15 protein-coding genes are annotated in these 18,500 nt (G+C 38.5%); all 15 read left to right on the top strand.

Annotated elements, in window-relative coordinates:
- Positions 1–3: 3 nt before the first annotated feature.
- The 15 genes from carA (at position 4) to HMPREF1532_RS00430 (ending at position 18,488) form a co-directional block, all read left to right on the top strand.
- Positions 4–1,167 (top strand): glutamine-hydrolyzing carbamoyl-phosphate synthase small subunit, encoded by a 1,164-nt coding sequence (gene carA, locus HMPREF1532_RS21190; RefSeq protein WP_005923294.1) that lies wholly within the window; start codon positions 4–6, stop codon positions 1,165–1,167.
- Between the two features lie 9 nt (positions 1,168–1,176).
- Positions 1,177–4,410, top strand: a complete 3,234-nt coding sequence (gene carB, locus HMPREF1532_RS00495) for a carbamoyl-phosphate synthase (glutamine-hydrolyzing) large subunit (protein ID WP_005923291.1) — start codon at positions 1,177–1,179, stop codon at positions 4,408–4,410.
- 639 nt (positions 4,411–5,049) lie between these two features.
- A complete protein-coding gene (locus HMPREF1532_RS00490) occupies positions 5,050–5,604 on the top strand; it encodes a UpxY family transcription antiterminator (RefSeq protein ID WP_005923288.1) in 555 nt (184 codons plus the stop codon).
- 94 nt (positions 5,605–5,698) lie between these two features.
- A complete protein-coding gene (locus HMPREF1532_RS00485; RefSeq protein WP_005923285.1) occupies positions 5,699–6,187 on the top strand; it encodes a UpxZ family transcription anti-terminator antagonist in 489 nt (162 codons plus the stop codon).
- Positions 6,188–6,217: 30 nt separating this feature from the next.
- Complete coding sequence (locus HMPREF1532_RS00480) at positions 6,218–7,009, top strand: polysaccharide biosynthesis/export family protein (RefSeq protein ID WP_005923282.1); 792 nt, start codon at positions 6,218–6,220, stop codon at positions 7,007–7,009.
- A gap of 23 nt (positions 7,010–7,032) precedes the next feature.
- Positions 7,033–9,483: a GumC family protein gene (locus tag HMPREF1532_RS00475; protein WP_005923279.1), complete on the top strand. Its 2,451-nt coding sequence runs from the start codon at positions 7,033–7,035 to the stop codon at positions 9,481–9,483.
- 116 nt (positions 9,484–9,599) lie between these two features.
- Positions 9,600–10,484 carry a glucose-1-phosphate thymidylyltransferase RfbA gene (gene rfbA / locus HMPREF1532_RS00470; RefSeq protein WP_005923275.1) on the top strand — a complete coding sequence of 295 codons (885 nt, stop codon included), beginning with the start codon at positions 9,600–9,602 and terminating at the stop codon, positions 10,482–10,484.
- Positions 10,485–10,543: 59 nt separating this feature from the next.
- Complete coding sequence (gene rfbC / locus HMPREF1532_RS00465; protein WP_005923272.1) at positions 10,544–11,098, top strand: dTDP-4-dehydrorhamnose 3,5-epimerase; 555 nt, start codon at positions 10,544–10,546, stop codon at positions 11,096–11,098.
- A complete protein-coding gene (locus HMPREF1532_RS00460; protein WP_005923269.1) occupies positions 11,079–12,689 on the top strand; it encodes an MATE family efflux transporter in 1,611 nt (536 codons plus the stop codon). The genes rfbC and HMPREF1532_RS00460 overlap by 20 nt, the downstream gene beginning before the upstream one ends.
- Positions 12,679–13,719: an acyltransferase family protein gene (locus tag HMPREF1532_RS00455; RefSeq protein WP_005923267.1), complete on the top strand. Its 1,041-nt coding sequence runs from the start codon at positions 12,679–12,681 to the stop codon at positions 13,717–13,719. The genes HMPREF1532_RS00460 and HMPREF1532_RS00455 overlap by 11 nt, the downstream gene beginning before the upstream one ends.
- 7 nt (positions 13,720–13,726) lie before the next feature.
- Positions 13,727–15,055: an O-antigen polymerase gene (locus HMPREF1532_RS00450; RefSeq protein WP_005923265.1), complete on the top strand. Its 1,329-nt coding sequence runs from the start codon at positions 13,727–13,729 to the stop codon at positions 15,053–15,055.
- Positions 15,052–16,239 carry a glycosyltransferase family 4 protein gene (locus tag HMPREF1532_RS00445; RefSeq protein WP_005923263.1) on the top strand — a complete coding sequence of 396 codons (1,188 nt, stop codon included), beginning with the start codon at positions 15,052–15,054 and terminating at the stop codon, positions 16,237–16,239. Before HMPREF1532_RS00450 ends, HMPREF1532_RS00445 begins: the two co-directional genes overlap by 4 nt.
- Positions 16,239–17,129 (top strand): glycosyltransferase family 2 protein, encoded by an 891-nt coding sequence (locus HMPREF1532_RS00440; RefSeq protein WP_005923261.1) that lies wholly within the window; start codon positions 16,239–16,241, stop codon positions 17,127–17,129. Before HMPREF1532_RS00445 ends, HMPREF1532_RS00440 begins: the two co-directional genes overlap by 1 nt.
- A complete protein-coding gene (locus HMPREF1532_RS00435) occupies positions 17,092–17,886 on the top strand; it encodes a glycosyltransferase family 2 protein (protein WP_005923258.1) in 795 nt (264 codons plus the stop codon). The genes HMPREF1532_RS00440 and HMPREF1532_RS00435 overlap by 38 nt, the downstream gene beginning before the upstream one ends.
- Complete coding sequence (locus HMPREF1532_RS00430; protein WP_229034332.1) at positions 17,883–18,488, top strand: serine acetyltransferase; 606 nt, start codon at positions 17,883–17,885, stop codon at positions 18,486–18,488. The genes HMPREF1532_RS00435 and HMPREF1532_RS00430 overlap by 4 nt, the downstream gene beginning before the upstream one ends.
- The last annotated feature ends 12 nt before the right edge of the window (positions 18,489–18,500 follow it).

The following is an 18,500-nucleotide window of genomic DNA, read 5'->3' as shown; positions in this document are numbered from 1 at the left end:
AAGATGCGAAATGTAACTTTAATCCTCAACGACGGGAGCCGTTTTCATGGCAAGTCGTTTGGCTACGAAAAGCCGGTGGCAGGTGAAGTGGTTTTCAATACCGCCATGACAGGTTATCCGGAGAGTTTGACCGACCCTTCGTATGCCGGCCAGTTGATGACCCTTACTTATCCGTTGGTAGGTAATTACGGGGTACCTCCTTTTACGGTCGAGCCCAATGGACTGGCTACTTTTATGGAAAGTGAAAAAATCCATGCGGAAGCCATTATTGTAAGTGATTATTCGGAGGAATACAGTCACTGGAATGCAGTGGAGAGCCTTGCCGATTGGTTGAAGCGTGAGCAAGTGCCCGGCATTACGGGGATCGATACCCGGGAGCTGACCAAAGTTCTTCGTGAACATGGAGTGATGATGGGGCGCATAGTCTTCGACAATGGACAATGGGAAATTGACAATGGGAAATTGACAATGGACAATTACGCTACCGTGAATTATGTAGACCGTGTGTCCTGCAAAGAAATAATCTCCTATCTTCCCGATGGAACATCCCGTTCTTTTCCATTAACCACCCCCATTGCGCAGCTTAATTGTCAACTTTCAACTTTCAACTTTCAACTAAAGAAAGTTGTACTTGTAGATTGTGGTGTAAAGACGAATATTATCCGTTGCTTGTTGAAGCGTGATGTCGAGGTGATCCGTGTTCCCTGGGATTATGATTTCAATGAACTGGAATTTGATGGACTGTTTATCTCCAATGGGCCGGGCGACCCTGATACCTGCGATGCTGCCGTACAAAACATCCGTAAAGCGATGCAGAATACGAAACTACCTATTTTCGGTATCTGTATGGGCAACCAGTTGCTTTCGAAAGCCGGGGGCGCCAGGATATACAAATTGAAATACGGACATCGCAGTCATAACCAACCGGTACGCATGGTGGGGACGGAACGTTGTTTTATTACCAGCCAGAATCATGGTTATGCAGTAGACAACAATACATTGGGTGCCGATTGGGAACCCCTATTTATCAATATGAACGATGGTTCGAACGAAGGTATCCGGCATAAGACAAATCCTTGGTTCTCTGCACAGTTTCATCCCGAAGCTGCCAGTGGGCCGACGGATACGGAGTTCTTGTTTGATGAATTTGTAAATCTGCTAAAATAACCGACTATAATGAAAGAACAAAATATAAAGAAAGTATTGCTTCTCGGCTCCGGCGCTTTGAAAATCGGCGAAGCCGGTGAGTTCGATTATTCCGGATCGCAAGCGTTGAAAGCCTTGAAAGAAGAGGGGATAGAAACGATTCTTATCAATCCGAACATTGCTACGGTGCAGACCAGTGAAGGAGTAGCCGATCAGATTTATTTTCTCCCCGTCACTCCCTATTTTGTGGAGAAAGTTATTCAGAAGGAGAAACCGGACGGTATTATGCTCGCTTTCGGCGGACAGACCGCGCTCAACTGTGGTGTGGCTCTTTATAAGGAAGGCACTCTTGAAAAATACAATGTGAAAGTGTTGGGCACACCCGTACAGGCCATTATCGACACGGAAGACCGAGAGCTCTTTGTAGAAAAACTGAATGAGATCGATGTAAAAACCATCAAGAGCGAAGCGGTGGAGAATGTGGAAGATGCCCGTCGTGCCGCTACTGCTTTAGGTTATCCGGTGATTGTCCGTGCCGCCTACGCTCTTGGCGGACTCGGTTCCGGTTTCTGCGACAATGAAGAGGAACTGAATGTACTTGTGGAAAAAGCTTTTGCTTTCTCTCCGCAGGTGTTGGTAGAAAAATCGTTGCGAGGATGGAAAGAGGTGGAATATGAGGTGGTGCGCGACCGGTTCGATAACTGTATTACGGTTTGTAATATGGAAAATTTCGATCCGTTGGGGATCCATACCGGTGAGTCTATCGTTATAGCTCCCTCTCAGACGTTGACGAATAAAGAATATCATAAATTGCGCGAGCTTGCCATTCGCATTATACGCCACATCGGCATCGTGGGTGAATGTAACGTGCAGTATGCATTCGATCCCGAATCGGAAGATTATCGCGTGATCGAAGTTAATGCCCGCCTTTCACGTTCATCCGCATTGGCTTCCAAGGCAACAGGTTATCCGTTGGCTTTCGTTGCCGCCAAATTAGGGCTCGGCTATGGATTGTTCGATTTGAAGAACTCTGTAACGAAAACGACCAGTGCTTTCTTCGAACCGGCATTGGACTATGTTGTCTGCAAAATTCCCCGTTGGGATTTAGGTAAATTTCATGGCGTCGATAAAGAGTTGGGTTCTTCCATGAAGTCGGTAGGTGAGGTGATGGCCATCGGCCGTACTTTTGAAGAAGCTATCCAGAAAGGGCTTCGCATGATAGGGCAGGGGATGCACGGCTTTGTAGAAAACAAGGAACTTGTCATCGCCGACATCGATAAAGCGTTGCGGGAACCTACGGATAAACGTATCTTTGTTATTTCTAAGGCCTTCCGTGCCGGCTATACGATCGATCAGGTGCACGAACTGACGAAAATAGATAAGTGGTTTCTTCAGAAGTTGATGAACATCATGCGTACTTCCGAAGAGTTGCATAGCTGGGGAAACAATCATAAACAGATCGCAGAGTTACCTCTCGAACTGTTGAAGCAAGCCAAGCGGCAAGGTTTCTCAGACTTTCAGATAGCCCGTGCCATCGGCTATGAAGGCGATATGGAAGAGGGCATTCTTTTTATCCGCAAGCATCGTAAAAGTGTAGGTGTGCTTCCGGTTGTAAAGCAGATCGATACTTTGGCCGCCGAATATCCGGCACAGACCAATTATCTGTATCTCACTTATAGTGGTGTGGCCAATGATGTAACCTATTTAGGCGATCGTAAATCGATCGTTGTGTTAGGTTCCGGTGCTTATCGCATCGGTTCTTCCGTTGAATTCGACTGGTGTGGCGTGCAGGCGTTGAATACGATCCGCAAGGAAGGCTGGCGCAGCGTCATGATCAATTATAATCCGGAGACAGTATCTACCGATTACGACATGTGCGACCGTCTTTACTTCGATGAGCTGACCTTCGAGCGTGTGATGGATATTCTCGAACTGGAAAATCCGCATGGAGTCATTGTCTCTACCGGTGGTCAGATTCCGAATAATCTTGCTTTGCGGCTGGATGCGCAGAAGGTCAATATACTCGGCACTTCTGCCAAGAGCATCGACAATGCCGAAGACCGTGAGAAGTTCTCTGCCATGCTCGACCGCATCGGGGTAGATCAGCCCCGTTGGCGGGAACTTACTTCGATGGACGATATCAATGAATTTGTCGATGAAGTCGGTTTTCCGGTGCTTGTCCGGCCGTCCTATGTGTTAAGTGGTGCGGCTATGAACGTCTGTTCCAACCAAGAAGAATTGGAACGTTTTCTCAAACTGGCAGCCAATGTATCAAAGAAACATCCGGTAGTGGTAAGCCAGTTTATCGAGCACGCCAAAGAAGTGGAGATGGATGCTGTGGCTCAAAACGGCGAGATTATCGCTTATGCTATCAGTGAACATATCGAGTTTGCCGGCGTACATTCCGGTGATGCGACCATTCAGTTCCCACCGCAAAAACTCTACGTGGAAACGGTTCGCCGTATCAAGCGTATCAGTCGTGAGATTGCAAAGGCGTTGAATATCTCCGGTCCGTTCAATATCCAGTATCTGGCCCGTGAGAATGACATCAAGGTGATCGAATGTAATCTTCGCGCTTCGCGTAGTTTTCCGTTTGTCAGCAAGGTGTTGAAGATCAATTTTATCGAACTGGCTACAAAAGTGATGCTCGGTCTTCCGGTAGAGAAACCTTCGAAAAATCTTTTCGAACTCGATTATGTCGGTATCAAAGCATCTCAGTTTTCATTTAACCGTTTGCAGAAAGCTGATCCCGTACTGGGGGTAGATATGGCTTCTACCGGTGAAGTGGGTTGTATCGGAAGTGATACTTCCTGTGCAATTCTGAAAGCGATGCTTTCCGTGGGTTACCGTATTCCAAAAAAGAACATTCTTCTGTCTACCGGCACTCCGAAGCAGAAAGTAGATATGATGGGAGCTGCGCGTATGCTGGTAGATAAGGGTTATAAACTTTTTGCTACCGGAGGAACACATCGTACGCTTGCGGAAAACGGTATCGAAAGTACACTTGTTTACTGGCCGAGCGAGACAGATCAGTACCCGCAGGCTCTTGAAATGCTTCATAATAAGGAGATAGATATGGTGGTCAATATTCCGAAGAATCTTACGGCCGGAGAACTTGACAACGGATATAAAATCCGTCGTGCAGCTATTGATTTGAATATTCCGTTAATTACCAATGCTCGTTTGGCAAGCGCATTTATCAGTGCTTTTTGTACGATGAGTATTGATGATATTGCTATAAAAAGCTGGGAAGAATATAAGTAATCTTTATTGAGATTGAGATACTTTTGAATAGAAGCTGCGTGACGGACCACTGTCACGCAGCTTTTTTTATGGCATATCCTGTCGGCATAACTTTATTCATTATTGTTACTCTTCCTAAAATAAGTATCTCTCCATAGAAGGAAAAGTAGTCTTCAGTGAAATATAAACCAAAGCTTTAAATCGTAGATTATAAAAAGAGGGAATAATAGTTTTCTACCCGACAATTGAAAGTTTATACCGAATGATAAGAGATTTTTCTTCCCATGTTTTGTCTGCAATTCAAAGAAAAGGAATGTGTTCGGAGTCGATTCACAGACTCTTGTTTGGAATCTCTCTTTTATGTGATTGATACATAGATGAAAATCATAGACTTTATAGCTTTATTATTCAGACTGTTATATATGTATTGAATCTTGTGGAACATTTTTTTTGATAAAGCACTTTGTATATAGAGAAAAAGGTTATATCTTTGCGCTTCGAAAAAGAACATCTGTGTGATTCTATACTTTTTGAATCTGACCACCTGGGATAGGGGAATGAATAGAAGTAAATGAATACAAGATCAATAATAATAATTGAATTAATCCACTTGATCGGGAAATATTTCTTTATCCCGATGTCCCCAAAGTATATCCATTTGTGAATAAATCTACCGGTTTAGCTTGGTATGCTCTTCGCATTACCTATAGTCGTGAACTCGCATTTAAACAATATCTTGACGATCGGAATATAGAAAACTTTATTCCCATGCGTTATGAATATGTGGTTAAGGGGGAGAGGAAAATACGTAAATTGGTTCCTGTCGTTCATAATTTAGTATTCGTATATGCCTCCAGACTTCAAATTGATGAAATGAAAACGACTGCGGGTACTCAATTGCCTATTCGTTATATTATGGACAGGGAAACCAACCAGCCTATCACCATACCGGAAACTCAGATGCGCAGTTTTATTGCTGTTGCCGGTAGCCATGATCAGCAAGTTGTGTATCTCGATCCCACTACCATCACCTTTAAGAAAGGAGAGCGTGTTCGTGTTACCGGCGGGCTTTTCGAAGGTGTTGAAGGAGAATTTGTTCGTGTAAAGGGAGACCGTCGTGTAGTTGTTTCTATTCAGGGCGTTATGGCGATAGCTACTGCCTTTATTCACCCCTCTTTAATAGAACCAGTTAATTTAAATATGGTTGAAAAATAATTCAACCTTCCGTAAATTCTTAATTGTCAACGTACCTATGTATTATAATCGGATGATGGTCATGATCGCATAGGGAATAATCGTCAATCTATTTATGTCTTTACAGTCTGAAATAGATGCATTGCATTGCATTGCGTCCGAACTTCTTTGTCTCGGTTTGGATGGGGAACCTATTTATGCCGATCATTTTCAGCAGCTTAATGCAGATGTCTATAATTATGCGGAAGCTCTTAGTTGTGAACATGGCAGTACTTCCGAAGAGGAAGCTTCTCTTTGCGTAGCTCTTTTGGCAGCGTATAATGCCACTATTTATAATAATGGTGATAAGGAAGAGAAAATACAGGTTATTCTCGAACGCAGTTGGAAAGTGCTTGAACATCTGAAATCCTCTTTATTGAAATGTCAGTTATTGGTTGCCTGTTATGGTGAAGTTTTTGATAGAGAATTGGCTCAGGAGGCTCGTGCTATTATGGATAGTTGGGAAAGTCGTAAGTTGACAGACGGGGAGCGTGAGGTTGTGGAACAGCTAAAGGCTTTGGAAGAGAATCCTTATCCGTGGGATGAAATGGGAGAGAAAGCATAATATAAGAAAATAATATTTACAAGTGTTTTTATGAATACAAAAGTTCAACATTATTTGCTGTTGTGTCTGATAGTCTTGTTAGCATCCTGCTCAGCTCCGAAAGAGGTGCTTTATTTGCAGGATATTGCTTCTATAAAAGAAGAGAATATAGATAAGAATTATGAAGTGATTATCCATAAGGATGATTTGTTGGCCATCCTTGTGAACAGTAAGGATCCGGAATTGGCTTTGCCTTTCAATATGCCGGTAGTAACCTACCAGATTGGCGCCCAGACTACGGCTCAACAACGTTTGTTGGGATATCTTGTTGACCAGAACGGCGATATCGATTTCCCCATTTTAGGTAAAATTCATGTAGAAGGTTTGACCCGTATGCAGGTTACCGAGTTGATAAAACAAAAACTGATGAGTGAAGACTTGATAAAAGATCCGATTGTCACCGTTCAGTTCCTGAACTTTAAAGTCTCCGTGATGGGTGAGGTGACCCGTCCGGGTACGTTCGATATTTCCGGTGACCGCATTACCCTGCTCGAAGCACTGAGTATGGCCGGTGACCTGACGATTTATGGCCGTCGTGACCGGGTCGCCGTGATTCGTGAAAAGGACGGCAAGCGTCGTATCCTCTATCATGATTTGCGCTCTTCGGATATTTTCCAGTCGCCTTGCTATTATTTGCAACAGAACGATATTGTTTACGTAGAGCCTAATAAAGCTAAGACCGGCCAGAGCCGCATCAACTCGAACAACTCGGTAGGAGTGTGGTTGTCCGCCGTTTCAGTGCTGGCCTCTATTACTTCTTTAATGGTAACCATGTTTAAATAATCAATTTTGGAATAAAAACGATAATGAGTATTGAGTCGCAAAATAGTGAACTCCGTGAAAAGGAGTCTGAAATAAGTATTGTTGATATTTTCCATCTTGTCATAGCCAATTGGTATTGGTTCGTTCTGTCAATTTTAATTTGTGCAGGTATTGCTTTCTTTTATCTGAAATCATCCTCAAAGGTATATAGCCGGAAAGCTTCCGTATTGATCCGTGATGATTCAAAGGGAGGCTCCATCAGTGAGTCCACCGCCTTTGCCGACATCTCCTTTTTAGGCGGTAAGCGCAATGTGGATAATGAGGTACTTGTTTTTCAATCCCGTCATCTGATGGAGAAAGTGGCCCGTCGTTTACATCTGGATATGAGTTATAAAGTGAAGAACGGCTTGCGCGAAGACGAGCTTTATACTCATTCTCCAATAACTGTTTTGTTTCCCGAATCGGAAGAACGGCAAGTCATAGAAATGACAGTGACTCCTGTGGATTCTGCCACGGTAAGGCTTTCAGATTTTAGTCTGAGTATAGCCGGTGAGGAAATCCGGTCTGCGGAAGTGGTTGATGCCCGTTTGAATGATACGATTTTGACCCCTGTCGGTACGATGGTGGTGACTCCCACTTTATATTACACGGATACTTACTATGGTAATCCGGTTTTCGTGACGAAGGCGAATATGGAAAAGGTAGTCGAGGGGTATCAATCTAAAATGAAGATCTCGCTTGCCAGCAAAACGGCTACCATCATTAATCTTGTATTGGATGACGTCTCTACGGCTCGTGCAGAAGATATCTTGAATATGCTTATTGCCGTTTATAATGAGGATGTGATCAATGATAAGAACCAGATTGCCGTAAATACTTCTAAATTTATTAATGACCGTCTGATTATAATAGAACGTGAACTGGGCAGTGTAGATGCTAATATTGAAAGCTTCAAGCGAGAGAACCAGTTGACGGACATTACTTCGGAGACCGGTATGTATTTAGCTAATACCAGCCGTTACAAACAGGAAGGACTTAGTTTGGAAAATCAGTTGAGCATTGTAAAATATATAAAAGAGTATTTGGTTGATCCCCAGAAAAGTTCAGATCTGATACCGGCCAATACAGGGATCTCTGATACCAGTGTCGAAGCCCAAATAAAAGAATACAATGACATGTTGCTGAAACGGGATAAACTGGTATCTGGCAGCAGTAATAAGAATCCTATTGTGATCGACTTGAACAACTCTTTGGGAGCTATGAAACAGACGATCATCCGTTCTGTTGATAATCTTATTGTAGGGCTTAATATCCAACTGAAGAATATCCGTGACCAAGAAGAACAGACCACGAAGCGTATTGAAGCCGTTCCTACCCAGCAAAAATATGTTCTTACTGTGGAACGCCAGCAGAAGATCAAAGAAGAACTGTATCTGTATTTGCTGAATAAGCGTGAAGAGAATGGTCTGACGTTGGCAATCACTGAAAGTAACGCCCGTATTATAGATCCTGCATCGGGCAGTAGCGAACCGGTAGCACCGAAGTCAATTATGATTCTTTTTGCTGCTGTTGTTTTGGGCGCAGTTATTCCGATGGGTGTTTTGTGGCTGTTGAATGTAACAGATACGAAAGTGCGTACCCGTAGAGAATTGGATGACGCATTGAGTGTACCTTTCTTGGGTGACATTCCTCGCCATAGTACCTATAAGGATGAAAATGCCGATGCTATTGTGGTTCATGAAAATGGTCGTGATTCCGTATCCGAAGCTTTCCGTATTATTCGTACAAACATGGAATTCATGCGTGTGAAATCGGAGAATCTGCAAGTCGTTATGTTTACTTCTGCCAATCCGGGTGCCGGTAAAACCTTTGTTTCCAGTAACCTCGCCATGAGTATTGCCCAAACAAACAAGAAGGTCGTTCTGGTGGATGTCGATATTCGTAAGGGGACATTGAGCGGTATCTTCTCGAATTCTTCAGGACGCATGGGGCTGACTCATTATCTTTCGGGACGGACCGATGATTTGAATGATATTATAGGTACAAGTGAGGAATATGGTAAACTGGATATTATTTTCTCCGGCCCTGTTCCTCCCAATCCGGCAGAACTATTGTTGAGTGAACGTTTTGACCATTTGATAGCTGAACTTCGCAAACAGTACGATTATATTATTGTGGATAATGTTCCTGCCGGTATGGTTGCCGATGCTTCGATTGTGAACCGGGTTGCCGATCTTACTATTTTTGTGGTTCGTTCGGGAGTGATGGATCGTCGTCAGTTGCCGGAGTTGGAAAAGATGTATCGTGAGGAACAGCTTCGTAATATGTCTGTAATCTTGAATGGCGTATCTTATGAGCGTAAAGGTTACGGCTACGGTTATGGCTATGGTTACGGTTATGGTTACGGTTATGGCTACGGTAATGATACGCATAGGCATAAACGCGGGAAACTGGAAAGTATAAAGAGAACTGTCTTCCGTTTTTTAAAACGTTAGCGGGCGGAATTTTATTTGTAGGATTTCCAATCATATAAGATAATTATCGGCACACTATTATTCGGAAGAGTCTGGTCGGTGCCGATATATAAAAAAATACAAACAATAGAAATACAATGAAAGGCATTGTCTTAGCAGGTGGTTCCGGTACCCGGCTGTATCCTATCACCAAAGGAGTAAGCAAACAGCTTCTTCCGGTTTTCGATAAACCGATGATCTATTATCCCATTTCGGTTTTAATGTTGGCGGGTATCCGTGAAATCTTGATCATTTCTACTCCTAATGATTTACCCGGTTTCCAACGTTTGTTGGGAGACGGCTCTGACTTTGGGGTCCGTTTTGAATATGCCGAACAACCTTCACCGGACGGATTGGCGCAAGCTTTTATCATAGGTGAGAATTTTATTGGCGATGATTCTGTTTGTTTAGTACTGGGCGACAATATCTTTCACGGTGCCGGATTTTCTAAATTGCTGAAAGAAGCTGTTTGTATGGCTGAAGAAGAAAAGAAAGCGACCGTATTTGGATATTGGGTTTCAGATCCGGAGCGTTATGGGGTAGCCGAATTTGATAAAGATGGGAATTGCTTGAGTATTGAAGAAAAACCGGTATCTCCCAAATCCAATTATGCGGTAGTGGGACTATATTTTTATCCTAACAAAGTAGTGGAAATTGCCGGGAATATAAAACCGTCAGCCCGTGGAGAGTTGGAGATTACAACTGTCAATCAGGAATTTCTGAAGGACGGAGAATTGAAAGTACAGACTTTGGGTCGTGGCTTTGCATGGCTCGATACCGGCACGCACGATTCTTTAAGTGAAGCAAGCACTTTCATTGAAGTAATAGAAAAACGTCAGGGGTTGAAGATTGCCTGTTTGGAAGGTATCGCCTTGCGTCACGGCTGGATAACGGTTGAAAAAATGCGTGAATTGGCTGAACCCATGCGGAAAAATCAATATGGGCAGTATCTTCTGCAAGTGATTGATGAACTTTCTCTCTAAAATTTCATTTTATCTTTCCTTAAAAAAGAACTTCCAATTTTAATTTTTAGCAGACAACAGTGGATATAATAAAAACGGCTATCGATGGTGTAGTTATCATTGAACCACGATTATTTAAAGATGAGCGTGGTTATTTTTTTGAATCGTTTTCCCAAAAAGAATTTGAAGAAAAAGTATGTAAAACCGTATTTGTACAAGATAATGAAAGTAAATCTTCGTATGGTGTACTTCGTGGGTTGCATTTTCAAAAGCCTCCTTTTGCACAAAGTAAGTTGGTACGTGTAGTGAGAGGTGCAGTCTTGGATGTGGCAGTGGACATCCGCAAGGGTTCTCCCACTTTCGGCAAGCATGTAGCGGTAGAATTGACTGCGGAAAACCATCGTCAATTCTTTATTCCGAGAGGCTTTGCACATGGATTCAGCGTCTTGAGCCAAGAGGTTGTGTTTCAATACAAGTGTGATAATTACTATGCACCGCAATCGGAAGGGGCTTTGGCCTGGGACGATCCGGATCTGGGTATTGATTGGCGTATTCCTGCTGCTGAGATAGTTTTAAGTAAGAAAGATAAGGCGCATCCACGATTGAAAGATGCCGATGGGGTGTTTGATTATTGATTATTTAGTTGGAGTATCTTTTAAAAAACAGTATTTACATTATTATCCAATAATGACTAACTTTCAAGATAATAAAAGGATTGCCAAGAATACGCTTTTATTGTATTTCAGAATGTTTTTTACGATTCTTGTTGGTCTTTATACATCAAGAATTGTTTTAGCAGTTTTGGATGTAGAAGATTATGGGATTTATAATGTTGTAGGTGGGGTAGTAGCGATGTTTGGTTTTTTGAATTCGGCGATGATTGCTACCTCTCAACGCTTTATTGCATATGAATTAGGAAGAGGGACATGGGAAAGACTTCAGAAGGTCTTTTCCATGTCTATAAACATCCATTTTTTAATAGCGGCTGTCGTTTTATTATTATCGGAAACGATTGGGGTTTGGTTTTTAAATGTGAAAATGAACATCCCTGTACATCGTTTGAATGCTGCAAATTGGGTATATCAATGCTCAATATTCGCTTTAGTCATCAATATTATTGGGGTACCGTATAATGCGGCTATCGTTGCTCATGAGAAAATGAAGGTCTATGCCTATATTTGTATATTGGAAGTTTCTTTAAAATTATTGATTGCGTTTCTATTATCTACTTTGCTTTTTGGGGATAAACTGAAACTTTATGCAGTTCTTATCTTATTATCTGCTTTCATTATTCGCATTGTATATGTTACTTATTGTAAATATAGAATTTCGGGGTGTCATTATTCTATGTATTGGAATAAATTGTTGTTTATGCGTATGATGGGTTTTGCAGGTTGGAGTTTTGTTGGAAACTTAGGATTCGTAGCCAAAGACCAAGGAGTTAATATATTATTGAATTTATTTGAAGGTCCGGTTGTAAATGCTGCCCGTGGAATTGCTTATCAAGTTAGTGGGGTGGTTCAAGGATTTGTCCAAAACTTCCAGATGGCAATGAATCCTCAAATAACAAAACTATATGCTTCCGGAGAAAGACAAGCCATGTTAAGTCTTGTTTTCAGGGGGTCGAGATTTTCCTTTTACCTCTTATTGATGGTTGTAATTCCTGTATTATTGAATACATCCTATATTCTTAAACTTTGGTTGACTGTTGTTCCTGAAAACACAGATATGTTTTTGCGTTTGGTATTAATAATGAGTTTGATACATAGTATGGCCGGATCTTTGGTTACAGCCATACAAGCAACAGGAAGGATAAAAAAATTTCAGATTTGTATTGCACTTGTAATGTTGATGGATATTCCTTTGTCATATTGTCTTTTGAAATTTGGATATGCTTCTTATTCAGTAATGTATATTGCTATATTTACTACGATAATAGGACTCTTTGTTAGACTTTGGATATTGAAACAAAGTTTATCCATTTCGTTAACTGCTTATATGAAACAAGTTGTTTTAAAGAATTTGTTGATATTTATTTTGTCGTTTTTTATTCCTTTTTATTGTTGTTCTGACGCTACCAATTTCGGGGAATTGGTTTTATATACTTTGGGGCTTTTGATTTATGTTGCAAGTATCATATTTTTCACAGGACTTCAAAAGAACGAAAGAAAGTTTTTGAGCGAAAGAATATTGAAACATATATATCCGATGAAATATGGCAAATGATTGTATTAAGAGAGAGCAGACAATAGACTTTGCGCGTTTTATTAGCCTTTCACTGATTTTTTTAGCTCATGTGAATCCGCCTTTTTTTATTTTGCAACTTCGCTGTTTTGATGTTCCATTAATAATTTTTGTTTCAGGATTGGTGATGTCTGAACGGGGTATTGATTTGAAAGATTATTGGCCCTATATTAAAAAAAGGGTTTTAAGGTTATTGGTTCCTACATATATTTTTCTTTCTTTTTATTTTATTATTGCTTATATTCTGTTTTCTTTCCGCATTATTAGTGTGGAATATGGTTTAAAAACAATTCTCTCCAGTTATCTTTTAATGTATGGTATCGGTTTTGTCTGGATTTTGAGAGTGTTTTTAATACTCATGTTATTGACTCCTATTTTGCAGTATATTAATAATCGTATAGTTTCTATAAAGTCATTTTTTTTGCTGTTATTATTGATATTGGTAGGGCAAGAATTATTGGTTATTCTTTTTAGGGAAATAGCTTCGTATAAATTATCGTCAATATTGGGTGAGTATATATTGTATATGTCATATTCTTTTATGTTTCTATTAGGATTGCGTGCAAAAAAAACTTCTAATAAAATATTAAAAGTCTTTTTTCTTTCTTTCCTGTTGGCAAATTTGTTTGCTTTTTCTTATTGGATGATAGAAAAGGGAACTCCTATTTGTCTTTCTCCTATATACAAATATCCTCCTCGTTCTTATTTCCTGTTATATGGTGGATTGATGAGTCTTTTAATTTGGATATTATTGAAGAAAATCCCAATATCGTTAATTTCTAATAGATATTTGAACGTTCCTTCTTTTATAGGTCGAAATACCATTTGGCTTTATTTATGGCATATCCCTTTTGTAGGAGTTGTAAACTCTTATTTGGATAATTGGATGGTAAAATGGGCGTTTTTGTATTTATTGGCTATAATATGTTATTGGGTTCAATGTCGTATCATTCATTATATAGAACGCAGAGGAAGCGGATCAATGAAATGGCTAAAGTATATGAAAGGATAATTTGAATATGTTGTACGGAGTGTTTTTTGTTTTTATATTGGCTTTATTATTTATTCAGTTTTTTATAAAAGATCATTTATCAAAGTGGATTATATTATCATTTGTAGGATACTGGTTCTTAGCTTTGTTATTTTCTATATACAATCCGTATGGACTATATGAAGTTTCATCATATGCGTATTTTTTGTTAATACTAAACGTAATGTCTTTTTTGATCGGATTTTCTTGTATTCATATTTCTCCTTTACAAGTATCTTGTTTGGTAACGGAAAATGTGTCGGTTTTGTCTACAATGCAAAAGATTATTAATAGTAAATTCTTTTTGGGTATTGTGTTGTTGGGTATTCTAGTATGTACTAATATTTATAGACAATATGCCTCTTTGTTATTTCTTTTGGATAGTAGGGTTGATGCAATATCTTTGATAGCTAAAGAAAACCAAGGTAACATTTTTTTTCAGATATATTCTTTTCTTTGTCCTCCGCTATTTTACTCTTTATGTGCAATATCTGCTTACATGATATTATGTTATAGACGGTGGGGAAAGATATTTCTTTTTCTGTTGTTTTTAGTTCTTTATTCTTTGATAGGAGGAGGTCGTGCATCTTTTTTAGTGTTTTTCATGGCTCTATTATTCTGTTATTTTATATGTAGGGATATTTTCCATGTTGCAAAAATAAAAGTATCAAAATTTGCATACCTTCTTATTGTTATTCTGATTCTTTTAGCTTATATAATGATGAGTTGGATTACAGCAATGAGGAGTGGTTATTTTACTTTTAATATGGAGGCGATTATCCATGGAAGCGAGGAATTGAATAAGCAGTTTATCACTTATTCTTTGTTACCCTTCCGATTGTTTGACTATGCTTTGAGTAATCAATATTTGGATAAAATAGGGTATCAGTATGGTTTATCTACTTTTGATGGTTTAAACAGGTATGCATGGATTATATTAAAGAAATTTGGTATAACAATTTCGTTGGTATCTGAAAATACAACTGATTTTTTTCAGGATAGTTGGATTTCTGTTGGGGAAGATACGGTAGCTAATTACGCATATACAAATGCAATTTATCATTATCTTGATTTTGGTGTATTGGGGATTTTCATATTTCCGTTCTTATTTGGAATTTTCTTTAGATTATTGATAAAGCGTTTTTATAAATCTTTTTCAGTTCCCTTGTATTGTTTGTTATTTTATCTGTTTTTTGTGCTTATGCATATGATATTCACTTGGCATATTCAAAAAATGTATGCTTTGGCATTTATTGGAATTATGACTTTTTACAGCTTTAAGAAAAGAAAAATTGTGATGAAATATAGTTTGAAATGAAGATACTTATACTAACGGCCTACTCTCCCGAATCATTTATTAGTGGTAGTAGTAAATCTTTATTGTCTTTATTAAATGGTATTATCAGTAAGAAAGTTGAGGTTTTGGTCGTATCTCCAATAGAACATAAATTGTTATACCATGAATTGGATATATTGGGGGTTCGGCACGAAACGATATACTATCGGATGGCGTCTTATCCGAGGTTGAATTCTGTTCTGAATAAATTGTTATATTTTCCCAGATGGCTACATATTATCAGAGGATATATAGTTTCGACATGGAAAATAAGAAAGCTTGCAAAACAATATTCCCCTGATATTATTCATACGAATACATCAGCAATTCCATATGGATATTTTGTAGCACGTAATCTAAAAATACCTCATATCTGGCATGTTCGTGAATACTTGGAGAAAGACTATGGGCTAAAACCTATACCTTCAAGAAAATGGTTAAATCGGGCAATTAGTAAAAGTTATTCAATTTCAATAACCAAAGATATAGCTGACTATATAAAAAAAACTGATAACAATCGGATTATTTATAATGGAATTGCCCGATCAGAGGATTTGCATTTTGAAGAATCTAAAGAGAACTATTTTCTTTATGTGGGCTTATTGGATGAAGCTAAAGGGATACATGATATTATTGATGCATATATTTTATTTTGCAAACAGAGAAAATATGCCAATACAAATACATGTAAACTTATTGTTGTAGGCGATGGTAAACTACATGATGAGTTGCAAAATAAAGTGATCTTATCTGGATTGGAAAGCGTAATTATTTTTATGGGAGGTGTTGCATCTGATAAAGTGAAAACTCTAATGCATAAAGCTCTTGCACTGGTAGTTGCTTCCAAAGCGGAGGCTTTTGGTCGCGTAACAGCAGAGGCTATGTTTGCAGGGTGTTTAGTGATTGGAAGAAATACGGCGGGTACTAAAGAGCAATTTGATAATGGTCTGCTTTTTTCTCAAAGAGAGATCGGTTTAAGATTTTCTTCTATAAATGAATTGGCATCGCTGTTTAATCAGATAATGGAGAATGGGGTCGTAACATATTTTCCTATGATAAAGGCGGCGCAAGATACAGTTGCTCATCTGTATTCTGAAGAACAATATGTGTCTGCCATATATGATTTCTATAAATATGTGTTGCACAAAAATAAGATTTTGGAATAATGGATGTTTCGGTTATCATAGTTAATTACAAGACTGCGGATTTATTGCTTGCAGCTATTGATTCAGTGTTTTCTTGTACAACAGAAATTACATTTGAAATAATAGTTGTAGATAACGATTCGCAAGACGGTTCTAAATCTATTTTGTATGAAAAATATGCAGATAAGGTTGTATATATAGGGTTGTCTCAAAATGTAGGATTCGGCAGGGCCAATAACGAAGGAGTCAAGGTGGCAAAAGGTCGTAATATTTTATTCTTGAATCCAGATACGGTATTGCTAAATAATGCCATAAAAATATTGTCTGACGCTTTGGATACAAATTCGAAAGTGGGAGCTTGTGGTGGTAATTTATATAATGCAGCAATGAATCCGACAACATCTTACAGTCTTTTTTTTCCTTCTATATTTGACTTTTTTAGATTACCGTTAAAATTATATTATGGTAAAGAACGCTTGCATAATTACACAGATCGTAAACGTCGCGTAGCTTTTATCATTGGTGCGGATTTGATGGTAAAGGCTTCGGTATTGAAAGAAACAGGAGCTTTTGATCCCGGCTTTTTTATGTATTGTGAGGAAACCGAATTGTGTTATAGAATAAGGAGTAAACGATATGATATTTTATCGATACCAACGGCAAGAATACAACATTTGGAGAGTCAGAGTATAAGTAATATCGAAAGAAAAGCATTGTGGTTTTATAATAGTGAGAGATATTATTATAAAGTTACTCATTCTAAATTGTATTGTTCTATTGTAGATTTTTTCTATCCACTAATGGCTCGTATCGAAATGTATAAATCGTCAAAAGGGAAATATAAGTATGAATTATGGCATTGTAAATATGAATATGATAGACGGAGAAGAAAGTATGGAGTCGAGGAATAAATTAAATTTTTATCCCAAAATATCGATAATAACTGTAACTCTAAATAGTGAGAGAACTTTAGAAGAAACAATAAAAAGCATACTTTCCCAAGATTATCCTAATATTGAATATTTAGTTATTGATGGTGGCTCGATTGATGGAACTTTAGAAATAATAGATAAATATGCGAGTCAAATATCTTATACGATATCTGAAAAAGATAAAGGAATTAGCGATGCTTTTAATAAAGGGATAAAACGAGCTACAGGTGAGATAGTAGGAATTATAAATTCTGATGATTTATTGCTTCCTGGTGCTTTATTCAAGTTGGCCGAATGCTATGATAAGAACGTGGATGTATATAGAGGAAATGTTGTTGTTTATGATGAAAATAGTGACTCTAAATGGAGAGATATACCTTCCATGAAGTTTCCATTGGTCTCTTTTAATATCCGTGTGGCACATCCAGGTACTTTTATTAGAAAAGATGCTTATGAACTGTATGGGGCCTATCGTATTGATTTGAAATATCAAATGGATAAAGACTTATTGATTCGATTCTATGATAAGGGAGCTTCGTTTTTGTATATAGATTATGATATAACATTATTTCGGATCGGAGGGGCAACTTCCGATAGTCTGAAAAAGAAAAAAACTGAAATAATGAAAGTAATCTGCTTAAATGGAGGAGGAAAGTTTCAGGCTTATTTAGTTTATTGTATTGCATTATTTAGAGCCGTACTGAAAAAAACGAGATATTTAATCTGGGGTAAATGATGGATACGGATAGAAAAAAATACTGTAGAGATTTGGTGAGATTTTGTATGGCCATTTTTTTTTCATTTATATATATTCCTCATCTTTTATTTTTAATAAAAAAAGATATGCGGCTATTACTTTTTTCGGATGTCGCAGCTATGTTACCCTCTTTGAAAATAAGGCTATCCCCTTTCTGGGGTACTTTGTACTTTTTACATAACAATGCATATTTTAGATCACTCTTTTATTATCGCCTTGGACCAATAGCTTCTCTCATGATAGGTTGGTATAGAAAAGGTGACAGATATTTTATTATTTCTGATACATTGAAGATGGGGGGAGGTTTTTTATTGGCTCATCCTTATGCTACCATTTTAAATGCGGAATCTATCGGTAATAATTTTTCCTGTAGGCATTGTACTACTTTGGGGGCTAAAAATAATGGAAGGCCTATAATCGGTAATAATGTAAATTTAGGTGCCAATGTAGTTATTATCGGCAATATTCATATTGGCGATAATGTAATTGTTGGGGCAGGCAGTGTTGTGGTGAAAGACATTCCTGATAATTGTATTGTTGCTGGTAATCCGGCAAGAATAATCCGATTTTATAGTAAGTGATTAGAAATATAC

The organism is Bacteroides salyersiae WAL 10018 = DSM 18765 = JCM 12988 (assembly GCF_000381365.1).
Classification (GTDB): Bacteria; Bacteroidota; Bacteroidia; order Bacteroidales; family Bacteroidaceae; genus Bacteroides; species Bacteroides salyersiae.
This window is presented reverse-complemented; position numbering and strand designations above follow the sequence as displayed.